This is a genomic window from Lentzea sp. JNUCC 0626, assembly GCF_043632865.1.
GTDB lineage: Bacteria > Actinomycetota > Actinomycetes > Mycobacteriales > Pseudonocardiaceae > Lentzea.
On the sequence record NZ_CP171635.1, the window covers coordinates 9958667 to 9976115 of the forward strand.

14 protein-coding genes are annotated in these 17449 nt (G+C 71.6%); 11 read left to right on the plus strand and 3 right to left on the minus strand.

Features of this window, described 5'->3' with window-relative positions:
• The first annotated feature begins 10 nt into the window (after positions 1 to 10).
• From JNUCC0626_RS46870 to JNUCC0626_RS46920, 11 genes are all read left to right on the plus strand, one after another.
• On the plus strand, positions 11 to 1045 hold the full coding sequence (locus JNUCC0626_RS46870; RefSeq protein ID WP_394617060.1) for a hypothetical protein: 1035 nt from the start codon (positions 11 to 13) through the stop codon (positions 1043 to 1045).
• Complete coding sequence (locus JNUCC0626_RS46875; protein WP_394617061.1) at positions 1042 to 1959, plus strand: PHP domain-containing protein; 918 nt, start codon at positions 1042 to 1044, stop codon at positions 1957 to 1959. Before JNUCC0626_RS46870 ends, JNUCC0626_RS46875 begins: the two co-directional genes overlap by 4 nt.
• Positions 1956 to 3188 (plus strand): MFS transporter, encoded by a 1233-nt coding sequence (locus tag JNUCC0626_RS46880; RefSeq protein ID WP_394617062.1) that lies wholly within the window; start codon positions 1956 to 1958, stop codon positions 3186 to 3188. The genes JNUCC0626_RS46875 and JNUCC0626_RS46880 overlap by 4 nt, the downstream gene beginning before the upstream one ends.
• On the plus strand, positions 3178 to 4065 hold the full coding sequence (locus JNUCC0626_RS46885; protein WP_394617063.1) for a phosphotransferase family protein: 888 nt from the start codon (positions 3178 to 3180) through the stop codon (positions 4063 to 4065). The genes JNUCC0626_RS46880 and JNUCC0626_RS46885 overlap by 11 nt, the downstream gene beginning before the upstream one ends.
• Positions 4066 to 4247: 182 nt before the next feature.
• Complete coding sequence (locus JNUCC0626_RS46890; RefSeq protein WP_394617064.1) at positions 4248 to 5543, plus strand: cytochrome P450; 1296 nt, start codon at positions 4248 to 4250, stop codon at positions 5541 to 5543.
• Between the two features lie 25 nt (positions 5544 to 5568).
• Positions 5569 to 8025: a lantibiotic dehydratase gene (locus JNUCC0626_RS46895; RefSeq protein ID WP_394622254.1), complete on the plus strand. Its 2457-nt coding sequence runs from the start codon at positions 5569 to 5571 to the stop codon at positions 8023 to 8025.
• Positions 8003 to 10480 carry a lantibiotic dehydratase gene (locus tag JNUCC0626_RS46900; protein ID WP_394617065.1) on the plus strand — a complete coding sequence of 826 codons (2478 nt, stop codon included), beginning with the start codon at positions 8003 to 8005 and terminating at the stop codon, positions 10478 to 10480. The genes JNUCC0626_RS46895 and JNUCC0626_RS46900 overlap by 23 nt, the downstream gene beginning before the upstream one ends.
• Positions 10481 to 10627: 147 nt before the next feature.
• Positions 10628 to 11020 (plus strand): hypothetical protein, encoded by a 393-nt coding sequence (locus JNUCC0626_RS46905; protein WP_394617066.1) that lies wholly within the window; start codon positions 10628 to 10630, stop codon positions 11018 to 11020.
• 43 nt (positions 11021 to 11063) lie between these two features.
• On the plus strand, positions 11064 to 12566 hold the full coding sequence (locus tag JNUCC0626_RS46910) for a PPE domain-containing protein (RefSeq protein WP_394617067.1): 1503 nt from the start codon (positions 11064 to 11066) through the stop codon (positions 12564 to 12566).
• Positions 12567 to 12764: 198 nt separating this feature from the next.
• Positions 12765 to 13220, plus strand: coding sequence for an RICIN domain-containing protein (locus JNUCC0626_RS46915; protein ID WP_394617068.1), 456 nt, complete (start codon positions 12765 to 12767; stop codon positions 13218 to 13220).
• A gap of 66 nt (positions 13221 to 13286) precedes the next feature.
• Positions 13287 to 13895 carry a uracil-DNA glycosylase family protein gene (locus JNUCC0626_RS46920; protein WP_394617069.1) on the plus strand — a complete coding sequence of 203 codons (609 nt, stop codon included), beginning with the start codon at positions 13287 to 13289 and terminating at the stop codon, positions 13893 to 13895.
• 10 nt (positions 13896 to 13905) lie between these two features.
• On the opposite strand, the gene JNUCC0626_RS46925 is transcribed toward JNUCC0626_RS46920, so the two are convergent.
• From JNUCC0626_RS46925 to JNUCC0626_RS46935, 3 genes are all read right to left on the minus strand, one after another.
• Positions 13906 to 15177 (minus strand): PLP-dependent aminotransferase family protein, encoded by a 1272-nt coding sequence (locus JNUCC0626_RS46925; RefSeq protein WP_394617070.1) that lies wholly within the window; start codon positions 15175 to 15177, stop codon positions 13906 to 13908.
• Positions 15178 to 15352: 175 nt separating this feature from the next.
• The gene (locus JNUCC0626_RS46930; protein ID WP_394617071.1) at positions 15353 to 16657 is read right to left on the minus strand and encodes an MFS transporter; all 1305 of its coding nucleotides are present in this window, start codon (positions 16655 to 16657) and stop codon (positions 15353 to 15355) included.
• Positions 16658 to 16732: 75 nt separating this feature from the next.
• Entirely contained in the window at positions 16733 to 17374 is a 642-nt protein-coding gene (locus tag JNUCC0626_RS46935) for a TetR/AcrR family transcriptional regulator (RefSeq protein ID WP_394617072.1), read from the minus strand.
• Between the last annotated feature and the right edge of the window lie 75 nt (positions 17375 to 17449).

Here is a 17449-nt window from a genome sequence, read left to right on the forward strand (position 1 = left end):
GGTGAAGCAGATGCGTTTTGCCGACATGGAGCTGCACCTCGACTGCGCCGCGCTGGTCGGCGGAGGCGACGCGGCGTGCACGAGCCTCGCCCGGCGGGCAGCGGATCTCCTGCACAGCAACGGATTCGTCATCTTCCGGCTGGGCAGGCTGAGGCTGGGCGCGGAGGACAGCAGGGCGCTCGCCCGCACGCTGACGTTCGCGCTGCGCGAGGAACTGGTGCGCAGGGGTGCGCCGGACGACCTCCGCGTCGAGCAGGACAAGGCGCAGGAGACCTTCGTGCCGCCGGGTTTCGGCACGCGCACGCTGCTGCCGCACCACGACGGGCAGCACTGCTCGTACCTCACCCCGAGCAGGCGCGACGACGAGGCGTGGAGCCCGCAGTGGCGGGAGTTCGGGTCGAGCGGCTACACCACCACCCCGGCGCACAAGATGTACCAGGGCGTGTTCATGGCCGATCCCGGTGAGGGCCTGAGCATCACGACCTACTACGACTGGCTCGACGTGCTCGCGACCGTGCACACCGAACGCCACGGTGGCACCGCCGACCCGGCCGTGGTGGCCAGGTGGCTCGGCGGCAACCAACGCGCGGCGCTGGACCTGCAACCCAAGCACGGGTGCGCTTACCCGTCGTTCAGCGGCATGCTCGGCCTGAGCGAGCCGATGTGGCACGGTCTCTCGTTCCACCACGCCGAGGCTCCGCTGTCCGATGAGGACAGGAAGCGCTACCCGGTCGCGGTGCCGCTGACGGCGTCCTGCCCGTGCGGTGGGTGCGTGGGCGAGAGCGCACGGCTGTTCTGCCACCAGATGCTCCAGGCGACCGGCCGGAACTGGGCGGACTACCGGCGGAAGTGGGAGGTGCTGGCGCCCAGCGAGCGCTTCGACCTGCTCTTCGGCCACAACCTGACCATGCTGCACGGCGGTCTCGCCGGTGGCCGCGGCCGGGTGATCGAACCCTTCTGCCTGGTGGTCGACGAGCCCGCCGGTGAGCAGTACGAGGACTGGCTCGCGGCCTCCTGGCGGCGGACGTTGCCGAGGCCCGCGTGACGGGCTCGACCGGCCGCGAGCGCTGCGAGGTGGACCTGCACCTGCACACCGCTGCCTCCGACGGCGACGAGTCGCCGGAGGACCTGGCCCGCCGCTGCGTCGCGGCGGGCCTGCGGGTCGTGGCGGTGACCGACCACGACTCGCTCAGCGCGGTCGAGGCGCTCACCCGCGCCGCCGGGGCTGCCCTCACCGTGATCCCCGCGTGTGAGGTCAGCACCCGGTGGCGCGGCGAGGAGGCGCACTGCCTCGGGTACTGGACCTCCCCGCAGGACAGGACGTTCGCGGGCAGGGTCGGCCGGACCCACGACGGTGAGCTGACGTGGTGGCGCGAGTGGTTCGGCGCGCTCGCGGACCTCGGCGTGCCGGCGGCCTGGACCGACGTGGCCGAGCGGATCGGCGGCGACCGGGTCGCGAGCCCCGGTGACTACCTCGGGCTCGTCCTCGAGCTGGCCGGGGACGACGAGCGCTTCCGCGGTTATTCGGCGGCGGACACCAGGCCGTTCGTCGCGGACTGGTGCGCGCCGGGCCGGCCGCTGCACCGGCCCGCGCCGTGGGCTCCTGACCTCGTCGAGGCCATCGGGTGGATCGCCGACGCGGGCGGCGCGGCGGTGCTCGCCCACCCGGCCAGGCTGCTCGGCGACGCGGACTGGGAGCATGAGCTCAGGACGTTGCGGCGCGAGGGGCTGTGCGGCGTGGAGGTGTGGACCACCTGGCACACCGCGCAGGAGAGCGCACGACTGGCGGAGCTGTGCGCCGCACTGGATCTGGTGCCGACCGTTGGTTCTGATTACCACGGCGTGCGGGTCAAGCCGTGGGCGACGGAACCGGGGCTGGTGCCCGTCGCTCCGGAGCACCCCGAGGCGATCGTCGCCGCGCTGCACGAACGCAGGTTCGCGAGGAACGGGGTGCGATGACGACGAAGGCGGCAGCGGGGTTCGGGTCCGCGTACTGGCGGTTGCTCAGCTCCAGCACGGTGTCGGCGATGGGCGACGGCATCCGCTTCACGGCGTTGCCGCTGCTGTCCGTCGCGCTGCTCGCGGACCCGTTCCAGGTCGCCCTGGTCACCGCGGCGACCACGGTGCCGTGGCTGGTGCTCGGCCTGCCCGTGGGGGCGTACGCGGACCGCGCCGACCGGGTGCGGATGATGATCGGGGCCGACCTGTTCCGGGCCGCGGGCCTGCTGGTGGCGGTGGTGCTGCTGGTCACCGGCCATCTCACGTTCGTGCCGCTGCTGCTGCTCGCGCTGGTCTTGGGGATCGGCGAGGTCGTGTTCGACTGCGCGTCGTTCGCGGTGCTGCCCTCGGTGGTGCCCGCGGAACGGCTGGAAGCCGCCAACGGCAGGCTGTTCACCTCCCAGACCGTCAGCCGCGACATGCTCGGCCACCTCGCGGGCGGTCTGCTGTTCACGCTCGGCAGGGCCGTCCCGCTCGTGGTCGACGCCGTCTCGTTCGTGGTGTCCGCGCTGCTGCTGAGGAAACTGCCCCGGCAGGCCCCGCGCCCCGCCGAGGAACGAGACCTCTGGCGCGAGATCCTCGACGGCGCGCGGTACATCGTGCGGGACAGGCTGCTGGCGACGCTGACCGCGGCGGCCGGTGTGATCAACGCCGTGTACCTCGGCCAGGTGGCCGTGTTCGTGCTGTTCGTGACCGACGTGCTGGGCCTCGGCCCGACTGGGTACTCCCTGCTGCTGGCCGGGGGTGCGCTCGGCGGTGTCGTCGGTGGCCTGGCCGCGGAACACCTGGTGCGGAGGTTCGGCCGCCGGACCGCGCTCGTCGGCGGGCTCGTGCTGGTCGGGGGTGCGGGGGCCGGTGTGGTGGCCGGAACCGTGGTCACCACCGCGCTCGGGTACTTCGCGATGGGCTTCGGGTTGATGGTGTGGAACGTCGTCGCCGTGTCGTTGCGGCAGGTCATCGTGCCCGAGCGGCTGCTCGGCCGGACCATCGGCGCGTACCGGGTGGTGGCGTGGGGAACGATGCCGCTGGGTGCCGCCGCGTTCGGCGCGCTCGCGCAGGTGTGGGGCTCGCGCTGGGCGTTCGGCGTCGGCGCGGTGGCGATCCTGGTGCTGGCCGTGCCGGTCGCGCTGGTGCTGGCCGGGGACGTCCGGTTGACCGTGCAGGGGAAGGATCACCGCGGTGACGAATGACCACGACGCGCCGGCCGCGTTCGCCGCCGCCCGCGACCTCACCGATCTCCAACTCGTGGGCAACGGCCTCGAGTTCGTCGTCTTCCGCGCGACGCACCCGGCCGAAGGCGACGTGGTGCTGCGGGTGCCGGTGGGCGGGCGGTTCCAGTCCAACGCCAACGACCCGGACGTCGACACCCGGCGGTTGCTGCGGTGGGAGCACGAGGTCTGCGGACACCTGACGGGGCACGGGATCGCGGTCGCGGAACCGCTCGAGCTCGTGCTCGGCGAACCGGACGTGCTGATGAGCCGCTACGTCCCCGACGACGGCGCGCAGTTCGACGCGGTCGAGCTCGGCGGGCTGCTGGCGCGGCTGCACCGGGTGCCGCCGCCCGCGGCCCCGCCCGTGGCGTCGGAGGGGTGCGCGACCGAGGACCTGGTGCCGCGCCGGATCGTGCGGCGCTGGAACGAGATCGCCGCGCTCGTGCCGGGGCTCCCGGACTGCCTGCCGCGGGAACTGTTGAGGGACCAGCTGATCCGCTCGCCGCGCAGCCTGCTGCACCTCGACGTGCGCGCGGCCAACCTGCGTTGCGTGGACGGATCGGTGCGCGCGCTGCTCGACTGGTCGAACGCGCTGGTGGGGGATCCGGCGCTGGAACTGGCGCGGCTGGCGGAGTTCGCCCGCATGCCGGACAACGGCATCGACTTCAAGGGTGTGCTGCACGGGTACGGGGAGACGCCGGATCTCGACGACACCGCGTTCGCCGTCTACCGGCTCGACGCCGCGGTGATGCTCGCCGTGGTGTTCCTGTGCGAGGCCCCGGACGAGGCGCTCGGCGCCGAGTGGGCGGGACGGGCGCGCGAACTGCACGAGGAGGTCGCGCGCCGGTCGAGGTGAGGAGAAGGCTGGGGGGAAGGGGGTGTTGTCGTGATCGGGTACTTCCGTGCGCTGGTGAGCAGGATGGGCCGCTCCCGCGTGGGCGGTGTCTACCTCTACGTGGACTGTCACTGATCGCGGGAACGGGTGGGGTGGCCGTCGTGCCGCCCCACCTGCCTGGGGGTTGCTGGGGGGAAGGGCTTGTGGCACTGAAGGTTCCCGGTCCGCGGGGCCGGTGGTTCGTGGGGGAGTTGCCCGAGTACGAGGCCGACCGGGTGGGCTGGCTCGTGCGCACGCGCGCCGAGTACGGCGACGTCGTGCGGCTCGCGCCGAACGCGGTGGTGGTGCACGACATCGAGTTCGCCCGGCTCGTGCTCGGCGGGACCAACGACGACTACCTGCTCGACAGCGCGCCGCTCGCCGGTCGCCGTCGTCAGGACGCGCTGCGCGGGCGGGTGCCGGAGTGGATGCGGCTGCGCGGGCTCGTCTCGCGCGCCTGTCGTGCTTTTCTGACTCCGCTCGGGGTCGAGCACCTCGTGCGGGTGCACGACGCGGAACTGCGTGCGCACCGGGGTGGTGATCTCGTGGTGGCAGGCAGGGAGATCTGCGGCCGGGGGATCGTGCGGCTGGCGTTGACCGACGATGATCCGGGAGCCGTCGAGGAGATCACCCGGGCCGCGCGGCGGGCGTTCGAGGAGTCGCTGACCTCGTTGGAACGCAACGAACCGCGCCTGCGCTGGCTCCCGAGGCCCGCGTCGCGGCGTGCGGCGGAATCGGTGCGGGAGCTTCAGGAGCTTCTGGCCGTGCAGGTGCAGCGACGTCGTCCGGCGGCGGGCGAGGTGCGGTGCCTGCTCGACGCGGTGTTGGTGGAGGGCGTGGACGACCAGACCGCCGCGGCCGCCGTGCGGATGCTCGTGTTCTCCGCGCAGGGCGTGCCGGGGGCCGCGTTGTCGTGGGTGTTCGCGCGGCTGGCGGAGCACCCGGGCGCGGCGCGGGTGGTGGCGGACGAGACGCGCGGGGTGTCGCTCGGGGCTGCGCTGGCGGACGGCGCCCTGCCGGAGACCGACGCTTTCGTGCGCGAGGTGCTGCGGTTGCACCCTCCACAGTGGATGATCGCCCGCACGACGACGGAGCCCGTCGTGGTGGGGGAGCACCTGGTGCCGCGCGGGTGTCAGGTGCTGATCTCGCCGTACCTGTTGCACCGCGACGCCCGGTGGTGGGACGAGCCGGAGCGGTTCCGGCCGCGGCGGTGGGTCAGCGGAGACGTGACCAGGAAAGCCTTTCTGCCGTTCGGCGGTGGCCCGCGCACCTGTCCCGGGCTGCGGCTCGCGCTGATCCAGTTGCAGGCGCTCACCGCCCTGCTCGCCGGTGGTCACGCCGTCGAGCTCATGTCCGGTGGTTCCGGGGCGGTGCGCGCCGGAGGGTTGCTGCTCCCCGAGGGACTGACCGGGTGCTGGCACGAGCCGGTGCTGCCGAGAAACGGAGATGGTTGTGCGTGACCAGGGCGGATGGCGCTTGGCCTCCGTGTTCATGTTGCGGCAGGCGGGTTTCCCGATGGACCTGCTGGATCCGCTGCGGTCGCCGGCGGCCGTCGACGTCGTGCGGCGGCTGAGGACGGCGGAGACCGAGCTGGGCGTGCTCGCCGGTGAGGTTCGCGCGTTGCTCGCGGGGAATCCGGTGGCGGGCAAGGTGATGCCGCTGGTGGGGCAGCTGCTGCCGTTGCCCGGCGCGCTGCTCGCCGGTGCCGCCGGCCAGGTGGACGACCGCACGGCGGCGGCGTTGCGCGAGTACTCCGACCACGCCGCACAGCTCCGTGCGGACTGGGACTCGTTCGCCGCCGACTACGAGAAGACCTCGTACGCGCACAGGGACTACGTCGCGGCGCTGTTCCGCGAGGACGTCGCGCTGCGCGAGGTGTTGCTGCTGTCGAACGACGCGCAGTTCGACCAGTTCAGCCGGTGGCTGGACGGCTCGCGGGACGGCAGGCACGACCGCAGGGCCCGGCGCGTCACGGACATGCTGACGATGTACCTGCAGCGCCTCACCACGAAGAACGAGACGCACGCCCACTTCGGGCCGATCTCGGTGGGCCGGTTCGACCCGGCGGCCACCGGGTTGTCGTGGAGCGCGGCGGAGCTGTCCCGGTACCCGTACTTCAGCCACTGGGCCGCCGAGGAGATCGGCAGGGTGCTGAGCGAACGGCCGGAGCTGAGGGACGCGATCCGGCCCCGGCGCCGTCCGCTGGCGTTGGCGGACAACGACGTGGTGCACCTGTTCGCGTCGACCACGACCACGGGGTTCACCGCGGACTGGAGCTTCGGCGAGCAGTGCCGTCGTGAGCTCAGCGGTGACGAGCGCTGGGTGTTCGACCGCGCCGACGGCAGCAGGACGCTCGCCGAGTTGGCCGCCCAGTGGCCGGGGGACCGTGCCGGGCTCGACCGCGTGGTGACGGAACTCTGCGCCGCCGACCTGCTCGTCACCCGGTTCGAGCCGGTCCTCGGCGAGCCGGATCCGTTGCGGGGACTGCGTTCCCAGCTGCCCTCCGCCCACGAGGAGCTCGACCGCTTCAGCGACCTCGTGAGCGAGTTCGGCGGTGCCGCGCACGAACGGCGGGTCGAGGTGCTCGCCGAGGTGAAGACCGCGTTCGAGGAGCTGACCGGCACCGCCGCCACCCGGCACGCCGGACGGCACTACGCCGACCGGGGTGTCCTCTTCGAGGAGTGCCACGCGCCGGTCACCGGGCTGGTCGCCGGTGGGGAGCTGACCCGGTTCGTCGAGGAGGAACTGGCTCCCCTCTACGACATGGTGCTGGTGGGGCCGCGGCTGCGGATGCGCCGAGAGCACGCGTTGCTCGCGGACTGGGTGTCGTCGACGTTCGGCGAGGACCGCGCGGTGCCGTTGGTGGACTTCTACCGCGGTTTCACGTCCGATCGCGCGCAGATCACCGCGCGGTGCGCCGAGGTCGACGCGGAGCTCGCGCGCGTGGACGACGACATGATCGCGATGATGCTCGGCGGAGCCCCGGCCGGGGACCACGAGCTGATGGTGCCGCGCGAGAACATCGACGCGTTGCTCGCCCGGCACCCCCGCACCCCGCCTGCCGTCTGCAACCCCGACGTGATGCTGGCGGCGTCCAGTGCCGAGGCGCTCGACGCGGGTGACTTCCTGGCCGTGGTCGGGGACTGCCACGCGATGCGCGAGTTGCTGACGCACGGCAGTCTCGCGCCGACCGTCGGGGAGCGCGCGCCGGACGTGGTCGACGAGATGGTGCGGCTGTACCAGGGCCTGCTCGAACCCGGCGAGGTGCTGTGCGACGTCGTCCGGGCGCACCTGGACAAGACCGACGCCCAGCTGGCGTACCCGATCACCGACGTCGAGTTCTTCGGACGGTCGGGCAAGGACCGGCGGTCGGTGCTCTCACCGGCCGAGTTGCACGTGAGGGCGAGCGCCGGGCGCGTCGGGCTGTGGCATCTGCCTTCCGGGCAGCGGATCCGGTTGCTCGCGCCTCCGGCGTCGGGCCCGAGCATCGCCCGCGACCCGCTCGCGGCGTTCTCGTTCCCGCGGCACTTCGGCGGGATGGCGATCCGCGGTGACGGCCGCGACCACCTGCCGCGCTTCCGGTCCGGTCGCGTGGTGTTCCAGCGGGAGCGGTGGTTCGTGGACGCGGCCGAGCTGACGGGCGCCGGTCCGGGCGGTGCGACGTTGCGGGAGGGCGCCGCCGAGATGTTCGCCGCGGCGGCGTTGCGGGAGAGGCGCGGGCTGCCGCGGTGCGTGTTCGCGAAGCTGCCGGGCGAACCGAAGCCGATCTACGTCGACTTCAGCTCGCCGTTGCTGGTGCGGCAGCTGTTCCGGCTGGCCCGCACCAGCACCGGGACCGTGGTCTTCAGCGAGATGCTGCCGGGACCCGACGACCTGTGGCTCACCGGTGGTGGCCGCCGATACACGAGCGAGGTGCGTTGTGCCGTCTTCTCTTCGTCCTGACTGGGATCTCGTCCCGACGGTGCTGCTGCGCCACGCCGGTTACCCGGTCGAGGACCTCGACGGGGTGCGCTTCCCCGGCCTGCTCGACCGGTACGACGAGCTGGTCGTCGCGTGGCGTGACGCCGCGGCGAAAGCCGGTGCTCTCAAGGATTTCCTCCGCGCGCGGGGAGTCCGCGCGCCGGGGGTGTCGCCCGGGATCGGCATGCTCAAGCCTCTCGACGAGGCAGCGTTGCCCGGGCTCGGGTCCGCGGTCGTGCCGGCGGAGTACCGGAGCGCGGTCGGCCGTCTCGACGACCTGCTGAGGGCGTGCGAGGAGGCGCACGCGGAGGCGATGTCGGCCTCGCGCGCACACCTGGTGCGGCTCTTCGGAGACCCGTGGCGGCAGCAGACGTTGTTGCTGTCCAACACCTCTGTGTTCACGGACTTCCGGAACTGGCTGCCGTCGGCCGACCGGCCGCACGACGCGCACGCGCGCAAGATGACCGACCTGCTCGCGATGTACCTCCAGCGCATCACCACCAAGAACGAGACGAACTCCCACTTCGGGCCGTTCGGGGTCGGTCGCGCCCTGCCCGGTGAGTCGGGCCTGCGCTGGTCGCTCGGCGAGGACGTGGAGCGCGCGGCGTTCCTGTCGCACTGGGCCTCCTCCGCGCTGGCGCGCGGGTTCGAGCAGGATCGCCTCCGGCCGCGTCCGGTCCCACTGGCGTTCCGCGACGGGAACCGGGTGTCCCGGTACGCCTTCGAGGACCGGCCGGGCCTGCCGTACCCCTGGCACCTCGTGCTGGTGCGGGCCCACGACCTCGACGAGGAGCACCGGTCGCTGCTGGACCTCGCCGACGGGGCGCGCACCGTGGCCGAGCTCCGTTCCGAGTGGACGGTCAGGTGGCCGGTCGCGCGGTTCCGTTCCGCGCTGGACGGCTTGGCGGACATGGGTTTGCTGCACCTCGGCCCCGAACTGCCGGTGGGCGAGACGTTCCCCGAGGGGCTGCGGAGGCTGTACCTGGAGCACGGCGCCGACCTCGCTCCGGTCGACCGGCTCGACGACCTGCTGACCAAGTTCGCCGGTGCCGCCCCCGATCTCCGCGCGGACGTCCTCGCCGAGATCAACGACTTCTTCCAGCAGACCACCGGCGAGGCCACGGCCCGCAGCGGCGGCCGCCACTACGCCGACCGCGCGGTGCTGTACGAGGACGCGGTGAGCCAGGTGCGGGACGTGGTGGTGGGCCAGGAGATCCACGACTTCGTGACCAGTGACCTGGCCGGTGTCTACGACGCGCTGCTGCTCGGTTCCCGCGTGCGGATGGCCCGCGAACGGGTGCTGCTGCGCGAATGGCTGCGCTCGTCGTTCGGCACGGGCGTCGAGGTGCCGCTGGGCCAGGTGTACGAGCGGTTCCTCGCCGACCGGGACGCCGTCGGGGAACTCTGCGACGAGGTCGACGCCGAGGTGGCCGCGGCCGAGGACCACCTGGTCGGCGAACTGCTGTCCCACTGGGACGGTGAGTCGCCCGAGGTCGACGTGGCACCGGGGGTCCTGCACGGCGTCCTGGCCCGCTACCCGGCCGGCCCCGCCGCCGTCTGCAACCCGGACGTGATGCTCGGCGCCACCGACCCGTCCTGCTTCGCCACCGGTGACTTCTTCGGCGTGATCGGCGACGCGCACGCCGTCCGCGATCTCCTCACCCACGGCCCGTTCACGCCGTTCCTCACCGACCGCGCGCCAGGGCTGACCGACGAGATCCTGGCGGGCTACCGGCGCATCGTCGACGAGGACGAGGTGCTCGTCGACATCGTGCGCAGCCACACGTCGAAGATCTCCGTGCAGGCCCGCCTGCCGTTGCCGGACCTGGAGATCGTGGGCAGGTCGATGAAGGACCGCGCCGACGTCCTGCGCCCCGAGGACCTCTCCCTGGTGGCCCACGAGGACCGGGTGGAGCTGCGCAGCGGTGCCGTTCCCGGCCGGATCCGCCTGCTGGCCTCCCTGTCCGGTGCGGGCACGATCCGGCACGACCCGGTGGCCGTCTTCAGCTTCCCGCGCAGCCTCGGCGGCGGCGTGCTGGCCGACCTGGACCGCGAGCACCTGCCGCGCTTCCGCTCGGGCCGGGTGGTGTTCACCCGCCGCCGCTGGCGCGTCCGCTGCGACTCCGTGGACGCCGCCCTGCCGCGCAAGTGGCAGACGGGCGACGCGAGGTCGTTCCTCGCGGCGAGGCTGCTGACGGAGCGGCACGACCTGCCGCGGCACGTGTTCGTCAAGTTCGCCCACGAGCCCAAGCCGATCTACGTCGACTGGTCGTCGCCGATCCTGGTGCGCCAGTTCTTCCGGCAGCTGCGCGGCGCGGCGCCCGGTGACTCGTTCGACGTCTCCGAGATGCTGCCGTCGCCCGAACACCTGTGGCTGCGCATCGGCGAGAACCACCACACCGCGGAGATCCGTTGCGCGGTGTTCTCCCGTCCCTAGCGAGCTCGTCCCGACATCACCGGCGCGCGGCTCCCGTGCGCCGGTGACGCGCGTCTCTCGCACCCGGTGAACCACCTGCGCCCGGCAGCCGTGTGAACGGCGTTGGCCACGGTTTGCCGCGAGGACCGTCAGGAAGGACGACCGCCCATGTACATCGTCGGTGACAAAGCCGGTGACGAGAAGGTCGTTCCGCTCGGCGAGACCGTCACCTCGGGTCAGGTGCAGATCGACCCGGAGGCGGGCGAGGAACTCCGCAAGCAGCTGCAGGGCCAGATCGACCAGGTCGACTCCTGGATCGAGCGCGCGACGTCCAGCATCGCCCGTCCGGCGCCGCTGGGCTCGAACCCGGTGGGCGACAAGATGCGCGACAAGTTCACGCAACGCGCCGAGGGTGAGCAGTACTCGTTCGTCAGCGTGATGACCGCGTACCGCACGGTTCTCGAGCAGACGAAGAACTCGATCGTCGAGGCGATCGGGAACTTCGAGGCGCTCGACCAGGAGCAGCAGGCCGAACTGAAGAAGCACATGGGCACCAGCTGATCTCGAGGCCAGCTGAACCAACGACGTGAGAGGCGAGCAGGTCATGGCCATCGAGACCGATCCGAGCGAGGTCGAGAACGTCCCGGTCCTCACGGACCCGCAGAACTGGGCGTCCCGATCGCACCAAGAGCTCTATGCCGCGGTGCACAACAACAACGACCCCGGGCAAGCCGGCCAGATCAGCTCCGACTGGGGCAAGTACGGCAGCGAGCTCACCGAGGCCTCCCGAGTCATCAACTCGGTCATCACCTCCTCCGAGTCCAGTTGGACCGGTGGCGCCGCCGACGCCGCTCGCGCCGCGATGAAGAAGCTCGGCGACTGGGTGGACGAGACCGCCCGCACCGCGGTCGAGGTCGGCAACAAGGTCGCCGACCAGGGCCGCGTGATGGAGAACGCCCGCGCGCAGATGCCGGCTCCGGTGGAGTTCGACTGGAACAGGGCCGCCGCCGCACTCGCCCAGCCGGGCACCCCCGCGTTCGTGCTGGCCTCCGTGGACATCGCCCTCGCGAACGCCGTGTCGCGCGTGGCACACGACCAGGCGGTCACCGTGATGACCGACATGGAGAACAACTCCCGCCAGATCGACGCGTCGACACCGTCCTTCAAGCCCCCGTTCAACCCGAACACCGGCCAGGTCGAGGAACCGGTGATCGCCCTGCCGCGCTCCGGCGCCGCCGCCCTCGACAGCGGCGTCCAGGGGTTTACCAGCGCTCAGTCCACTGTGGACGCACCGGCTGCGACCGGCGTGCAGACGGGCTCCGGCGGCAGCTACACCCCGCAGACGGCCGGACACTCCGGCAGCACCAACGCTGCTGCGGCCTACACGCCGACCGCGCCCGCCTCCAACCCGGCCGCGAACTCGGGCAGCACCTTCACCTCCGGCAGCTACACGCCGCAGATGGGCGCGGGCACGACCACCACGAGCGGGGCCGTCCTCCCGAAGGTCCCGGCCGTCGGCCGCGACGTGCCCAACCCGAACTACACCCCGCAGAACCCCGGCTACCCGCCCCAGCCCGTCAAGGGCGGCCCCGCTCCCTACTCGCCGACGGCTCCGGGCTACAACGGACCTCGCGGCACTGCCGGTGTCGGCGCCGGTGGCGCATTCGGTGGTGCTGCTGGTGGTGCAGGCGGAGCTGGTGGCGGTTCCGGCGCTGGCGCCGGCATGAAGGGCGGCCCCATGCCGTACACCCCGCAGATGGGCGCGGGAGGCGGTGGCGGCGCGGGCGGTGGTGCAGGCGGTGCCGGTGGGGGCGGCGGTGCCGGCGGCAACTCGATGCAGTCCGGCGGCGCCGCAGGCGTCCAAGCCCAAAGCCGCGGCGGCCTGCCGATGGGCATGGGCCCCGGCGCGGCCTCCGCAGCCGCCGGCATGGGCGCAGGCGCCCCGATGGGCGGTGCCCCCGCGGCAGGCGGCCGCGGCGAGGAGGACAAGGAACACCGCTCCGCCAGCTACATCATCGCCGGCGACCTGTTCGACCTCCCCGGCGAGAACCTGCCGCCGTCGGTGATCGGCGCCGCCAAGGGCAAGACGCGAACGCCCGCGGGCTGAGCAGGAGGAGCCGCGCGCATCAGCCACTCGGCCGGCCCTCGTCGGCCACCTCGACCAGGTGGTGCCAGTACGGCATTCGGGTGATCCGGCCGCGCCAGGACAACTTCGGCACCAGGGTCGGCGTGTTGTCTCGGGGGGCTCCGCGGTGGGCGGGGCGAATCGACTGCTCGGGGGACTTCGTTGGCGACCTTCAGGAAGATGCTGTTCCGGCTCGTGGGATCGGTCGCGGCCGCAGCGCTGGTGCTCACCGCGGCTCCGGTGGCCGCCATCGCCGCACCGCAGGCCGAGGCGCTGTACTGGATCAGGTTCGCGGGGGAGTTCCAGCACTGCCTGGACGCCAACTTCGAGGGCGCCGTGTACACCCACGCCTGCCAGGACCGGAACGACCACCAGAAGTGGGACAACTACACACCCGGCAAGTTCAGGAACAAGAAGACCAAGCAGTGCCTGGCCGGCGGGAGGACGTCGGTGTTCACCACCTCCTGTGACGTCGCCGAGTCCGACTGGAGGACGTCCTCCGGGACGAAGAAGCGCTTCACCCACGTGTCGACCGGTCTCTGCCTGCACAACCAGGGCGGGCACGGACAGGCGGCCGGACTGCGGGCCTGCGTTTCGGGAACCGCTTACTGGACCACGACGTTGCTCAGGAGCTGACCGGACGGCACCTGACAGAGGCGGCGCCCGACAGGGGTCTCGCCCACGTGAAGTAGTTTTCACGGCGTGACTGAGGAAGGGGCCGTGGCAGGTCCGCTCGACCGGATTCGTGCCGAGATCATCGGTCACGAGTCCAACGCCTGGGCGCGCGAGGTCGGCTACCAGCCGATCTACGCCGCGGCACCCGGCGCCAGGATCGCCCTCGTCGGGCAGGCGCCGGGCCGCAAGGCCCAGGAGAGCGGCGTGCCGTGGAACGACGTCAGCGGGGCGAAGCTGCGGGGCTGGCTGGGCGTCACCGACGAGCAGTTCTACGACCCCGGGCTGTTCGCGCTGCTGCCGATGGACTTCTACTACCCGGGCAAGGCCAAGTCCGGAGATCTCCCGCCGCGCAAGGGTTTCGCGGACCTGTGGCACGAGCGGATCCTCGCCGAGCTGCCGCACCTCGAGCTGGTGATCCTGGTGGGCGGCTACGCGCAGAAGCACTACCTGGGAAGTCGTGCCAAGCCGAGTCTCACCGAGACCGTGCGCGCCTACGCCGAGTACCTGCCGTCGATGATCCCGCTCGTGCACCCGTCACCGTTGAACTTCCGCTGGCAGACCAAGAATCCCTGGTTCGAGGACGAGGTCGTCCCCGTGCTGCGCTCGGCGGTGGCCCGCGCGCTCAGCTCTGGCTGACATCGCGGCGTCACCCGAGAGCGCGCACCAGGGCTTCCAGCGCACCCGACCAACCACTGGGGGAGGGAGCGGCGAAACCCACGACCACCCCGTCACGGTCCGAAGTGGACCCGGGGTTGCGGAAGCGGTCCAGCGGTTCGACCGCGAGCGATTCCCGGGCGGCACGCCGCGCGAGTTCGGCACCGGTCCGGCCGGGCTGTTCGAGCAGCACGTGCAACCCGGCGGACATCCCGACCACGCGCGTCGCGGGGCTGTGCCGCCGCACCGCCTCGATCAACTGGTCGCGCCGCCGCCGGTACCGCACCCGCATCGCGCGGATGTGCCGGTCGTACGCCCCGGACTCGATGAAGTCGGTCATCGCCAACTGGTTGACGAACCCGACGGACTCCTCCGCCCACCCCTTCTCCGCGACGATCGGCCTGACCAGCCGGTCCGGCACGACGAGCCAGCCCACGCGCAACCCCGGCGCCAGCGACTTGCTCGCGGTCCCCAGGTACACGACCCGATCGTGGTCCAGTCCCTGCAACGCACCCACCGGAGAGCGGTCGTAGCGGAACTCCCCGTCGTAGTCGTCCTCGACGACCAGCGCACCCCGGCGGCGTGCCCAGTCCACGACCGCGGCCCGCCGGTCGGACCGCAACGCCACGCCCAGCGGGAACTGGTGCGACGGTGTGAGCACCACGGCACCCAGATCCGGATGATCGTCCAAAACAGACAGATCGGCGCCGTCGCCGTCGACCGGCAGCAGCACCGGTTCGACCCCGGCCTTCACCAGCGCGGGACGTTGGGTGTGCAGGCAGAACTCCTCGATCGCCACCTTCCGGACGCCCGCGTTCACCAGCACCGAGGCGACGAGCCGCAACCCCTCCGCGGCCCCGCTGCAGACGAGGACGTTGTCCGGCCGGGCGTGCAATCCCCTGGCACGAGCGAGATAGTGCGCGACGGCCGCGCGCAACTCGCCGCGGCCGTGCGGATCGGTGTACCCGAACGCCTCGAACGGCGCGGTGGTGACCGTGCGCTTCACCGCGCGAACCCACTCGTCCCGCGGAAACGAGGACAGGTCAGGAAATCCGGGCCGGAGATCGTGCGCGAACCTCGTCCGCGCCGCCGGCGTCCGAGGCTGTGCGAGGTCGCCCACGAGTTCCGCCGACCGTTGCGACACCGCTGTGCCGGAACCGTGCAGCGCGGTGAGCCAGCCCTCGTTGATCAGTTCGGAGTAGACGCGGACGACGGTGTTGCGCCCGAGCCCGAGGTCGGTCGCGAGCACCCGGCTCGGGGGCAACCGCGTCCCCGGTGCCAGCCGGCCCGGTGCGAATCGCCTCGCGGAACGCGTTCATGAGGCTGGTGCGCACGGTCCGGCCGACACCGTCGACATGGCCCAGGTGCAGATCGAGACCTGACGTCCGGGCGCTGCGGCCCGGTGACTCGCTCACACCGGACCACGATACGGGCAGGCCTCAGGGACGACCGGCCACCACGTCGGCCGGCTGCTGGGCGAGGCGCCCGAGTTCCGAGGTGCGGAGCCGGAAGGTCTCCCGCCCCGTCGCGATCGCGGCGGCACTCAACGCGCACACCGCGGCCGTGAAGATCGCGACACCGATCCAGTCCTCCCGGCCGGAGCCGATCGCCGCGACGACGCTGGGCGCGAAACCCGCGATGGCGAACCCGATCTGGGTGCCGATCGCCATCCCGGAGAGCCTCACCTCGGTGCTGAACATCTCGCCGTACAGCGAGGGCCAGATGCCGTTGATCGCCGAGTACGCGACGCCGAACAGCAGGATGCCGAGCGCGAACACGAGCCCGTACGCGCCGATGGAGATCGACCACAGGTAGGGGAAGATCAGGAGCGCGCACGCACCGCAGCCGGCGAGGAACACGGGTTTGCGCCCGATCCGGTCGGAAAGCGCTGCCAGCAAAGGGATCGCGGCGAGCGCCACGACGTTGGCGAGCACGCCGACCCACAGCATCGGGGTGCGGGCGAGGCCGATCGTGTTCACCGCGTAGCTCAGGGCGTAGACGGTGAAGATCGTGCTGACCGAGGCGATGGTCGCGGCGAGGACGACGCGCAGCACATCGGCCCAGTGCGTGCGGAACAGCGTCGCGACCGGGAGCTTGGCCTTCTCGGAACGTTCGAACGCGGCGGTCTCGTCGATCTTGCGGCGGATGACGAGGCCGGCGACCACGACGAGCGCGCTGCACCAGAACGGAATGCGCCAGCCCCACGTGAGCAGGTCCTCCTGGGGCAGCGCCGCCACCGGCAGGAAGATCGCGGTGGCGAGGATCTGACCCGCCTGCGTGCCGCTGAGCGTGAAGCTGGTGAAGTACGCCCGGCGGTTCTCCGGCGCGTGCTCCAGCGACATCGAGTTGGCGCCCGCCTGCTCGCCCGAGGCCGAAAGTCCTTGGAGCAGCCGGAGGAACACGAGCATGATCGGCGCCAGCACCCCTGCGGTCTCGTAGGTGGGCAGGCAGCCGACGGCGAAGGTCGCGACACCCATCAGCAGCAACGTGAAGATGAGCACCTTCTTGCGGCCGAAGCGATCGCCGACGTGCCCGAGGACGAGCGCGCCGAGCGGCCGGGCGAGGTAACCGACGCCGAACGTGCCGAGCGCGAGCAGGGTGCCCGTCGCCGGATCGGCGGCGGGGAAGAAGACCTTGTTGAAGACGAGTGCCGCGGCGGTGCCGTAGATGAAGAAGTCGTAGTACTCGAGGGCGCTGCCGATCCAGGCTGCCAGCGCAGTCTTGCGGGCCATCGATGTGGTCACGGCGTACTCCTATGTACGGCCTAGTTAGTTAATACAAGTTCGGTCATGTCACCCCTTCGTGTCAAGAGTGGGATTTCAGCTGGTCAGGTAGTCGATCAGCATGTCACCGAGCATGCGTCGGTGGTGCTCGCGGCGTTCGGGATCGAGCATGTCGCGGCCGAAGATGGCGGCGAACGTGTGCCGGTTGGCCAGCCGGAAGACGCAGAACGAGCTGATCACCATGTGCACGTCGAGCGGGTCGACGTCGACGCGGAACCGGCCGTCCGCGCGCCCGCGTTCGAGGAGCTGCGTCAGCCCGTCGAGCGCCGGGTTCGCGAGCCCGGCCAGGACCTCCGAACGGGCGATGTGCTCGGCGCGGTGGATGTTCTCGATGCTGACGAGCCGGATGAAGTCGGGGTGCGCCTCGTGGTGGTCGAACGTCAGCTCGGCGAGCCGGCGGATGCCGTCCTCGGGGGAGAGGTGCTCGACGTCGAGCTCGGCCTCGAGCGCCCGGATCTCCAGGTAGGCCCGTTCCAGCACGGCGATGTAGAGCTGTTCCTTGCCGCCGAAGTAGTAGTAGATCATTCGCTTGGTGGTGCTGGTGCGTTCGGCGATCTCGTCGACGCGCGCACCGGTGTAGCCCTTGTCGGCGAACTCCCGGGTGGCCACCTCCAGGATGTCGGCGCGCGTGCGGTCCTTGTCCCGCTGGCGCTCGGCATCGGGCGACGGTGCGGCCACCTGGCCCCCTTCGATCTGCGGACGATCCAGCCAACTCTAGTCCAGCACTTCCGGGCGGCGACCCGGCGCGCTACG

Excerpts from the sequence above, each read along its gene's own strand:
- JNUCC0626_RS46870 (WP_394617060.1), top strand. The coding sequence starts at position 11 with ATGCGTTTTGCCGACATGGAGCTGCACCTCGACTGCGCCGCGCTGGTC.
- JNUCC0626_RS46905 (WP_394617066.1), top strand. The coding sequence starts at position 10,628 with ATGTACATCGTCGGTGACAAAGCCGGTGACGAGAAGGTCGTTCCGCTC.
- JNUCC0626_RS46880 (WP_394617062.1), top strand. The coding sequence starts at position 1,956 with ATGACGACGAAGGCGGCAGCGGGGTTCGGGTCCGCGTACTGGCGGTTG.
- JNUCC0626_RS46915 (WP_394617068.1), top strand. The coding sequence starts at position 12,765 with ATGCTGTTCCGGCTCGTGGGATCGGTCGCGGCCGCAGCGCTGGTGCTC.
- JNUCC0626_RS46910 (WP_394617067.1), top strand. The coding sequence starts at position 11,064 with ATGGCCATCGAGACCGATCCGAGCGAGGTCGAGAACGTCCCGGTCCTC.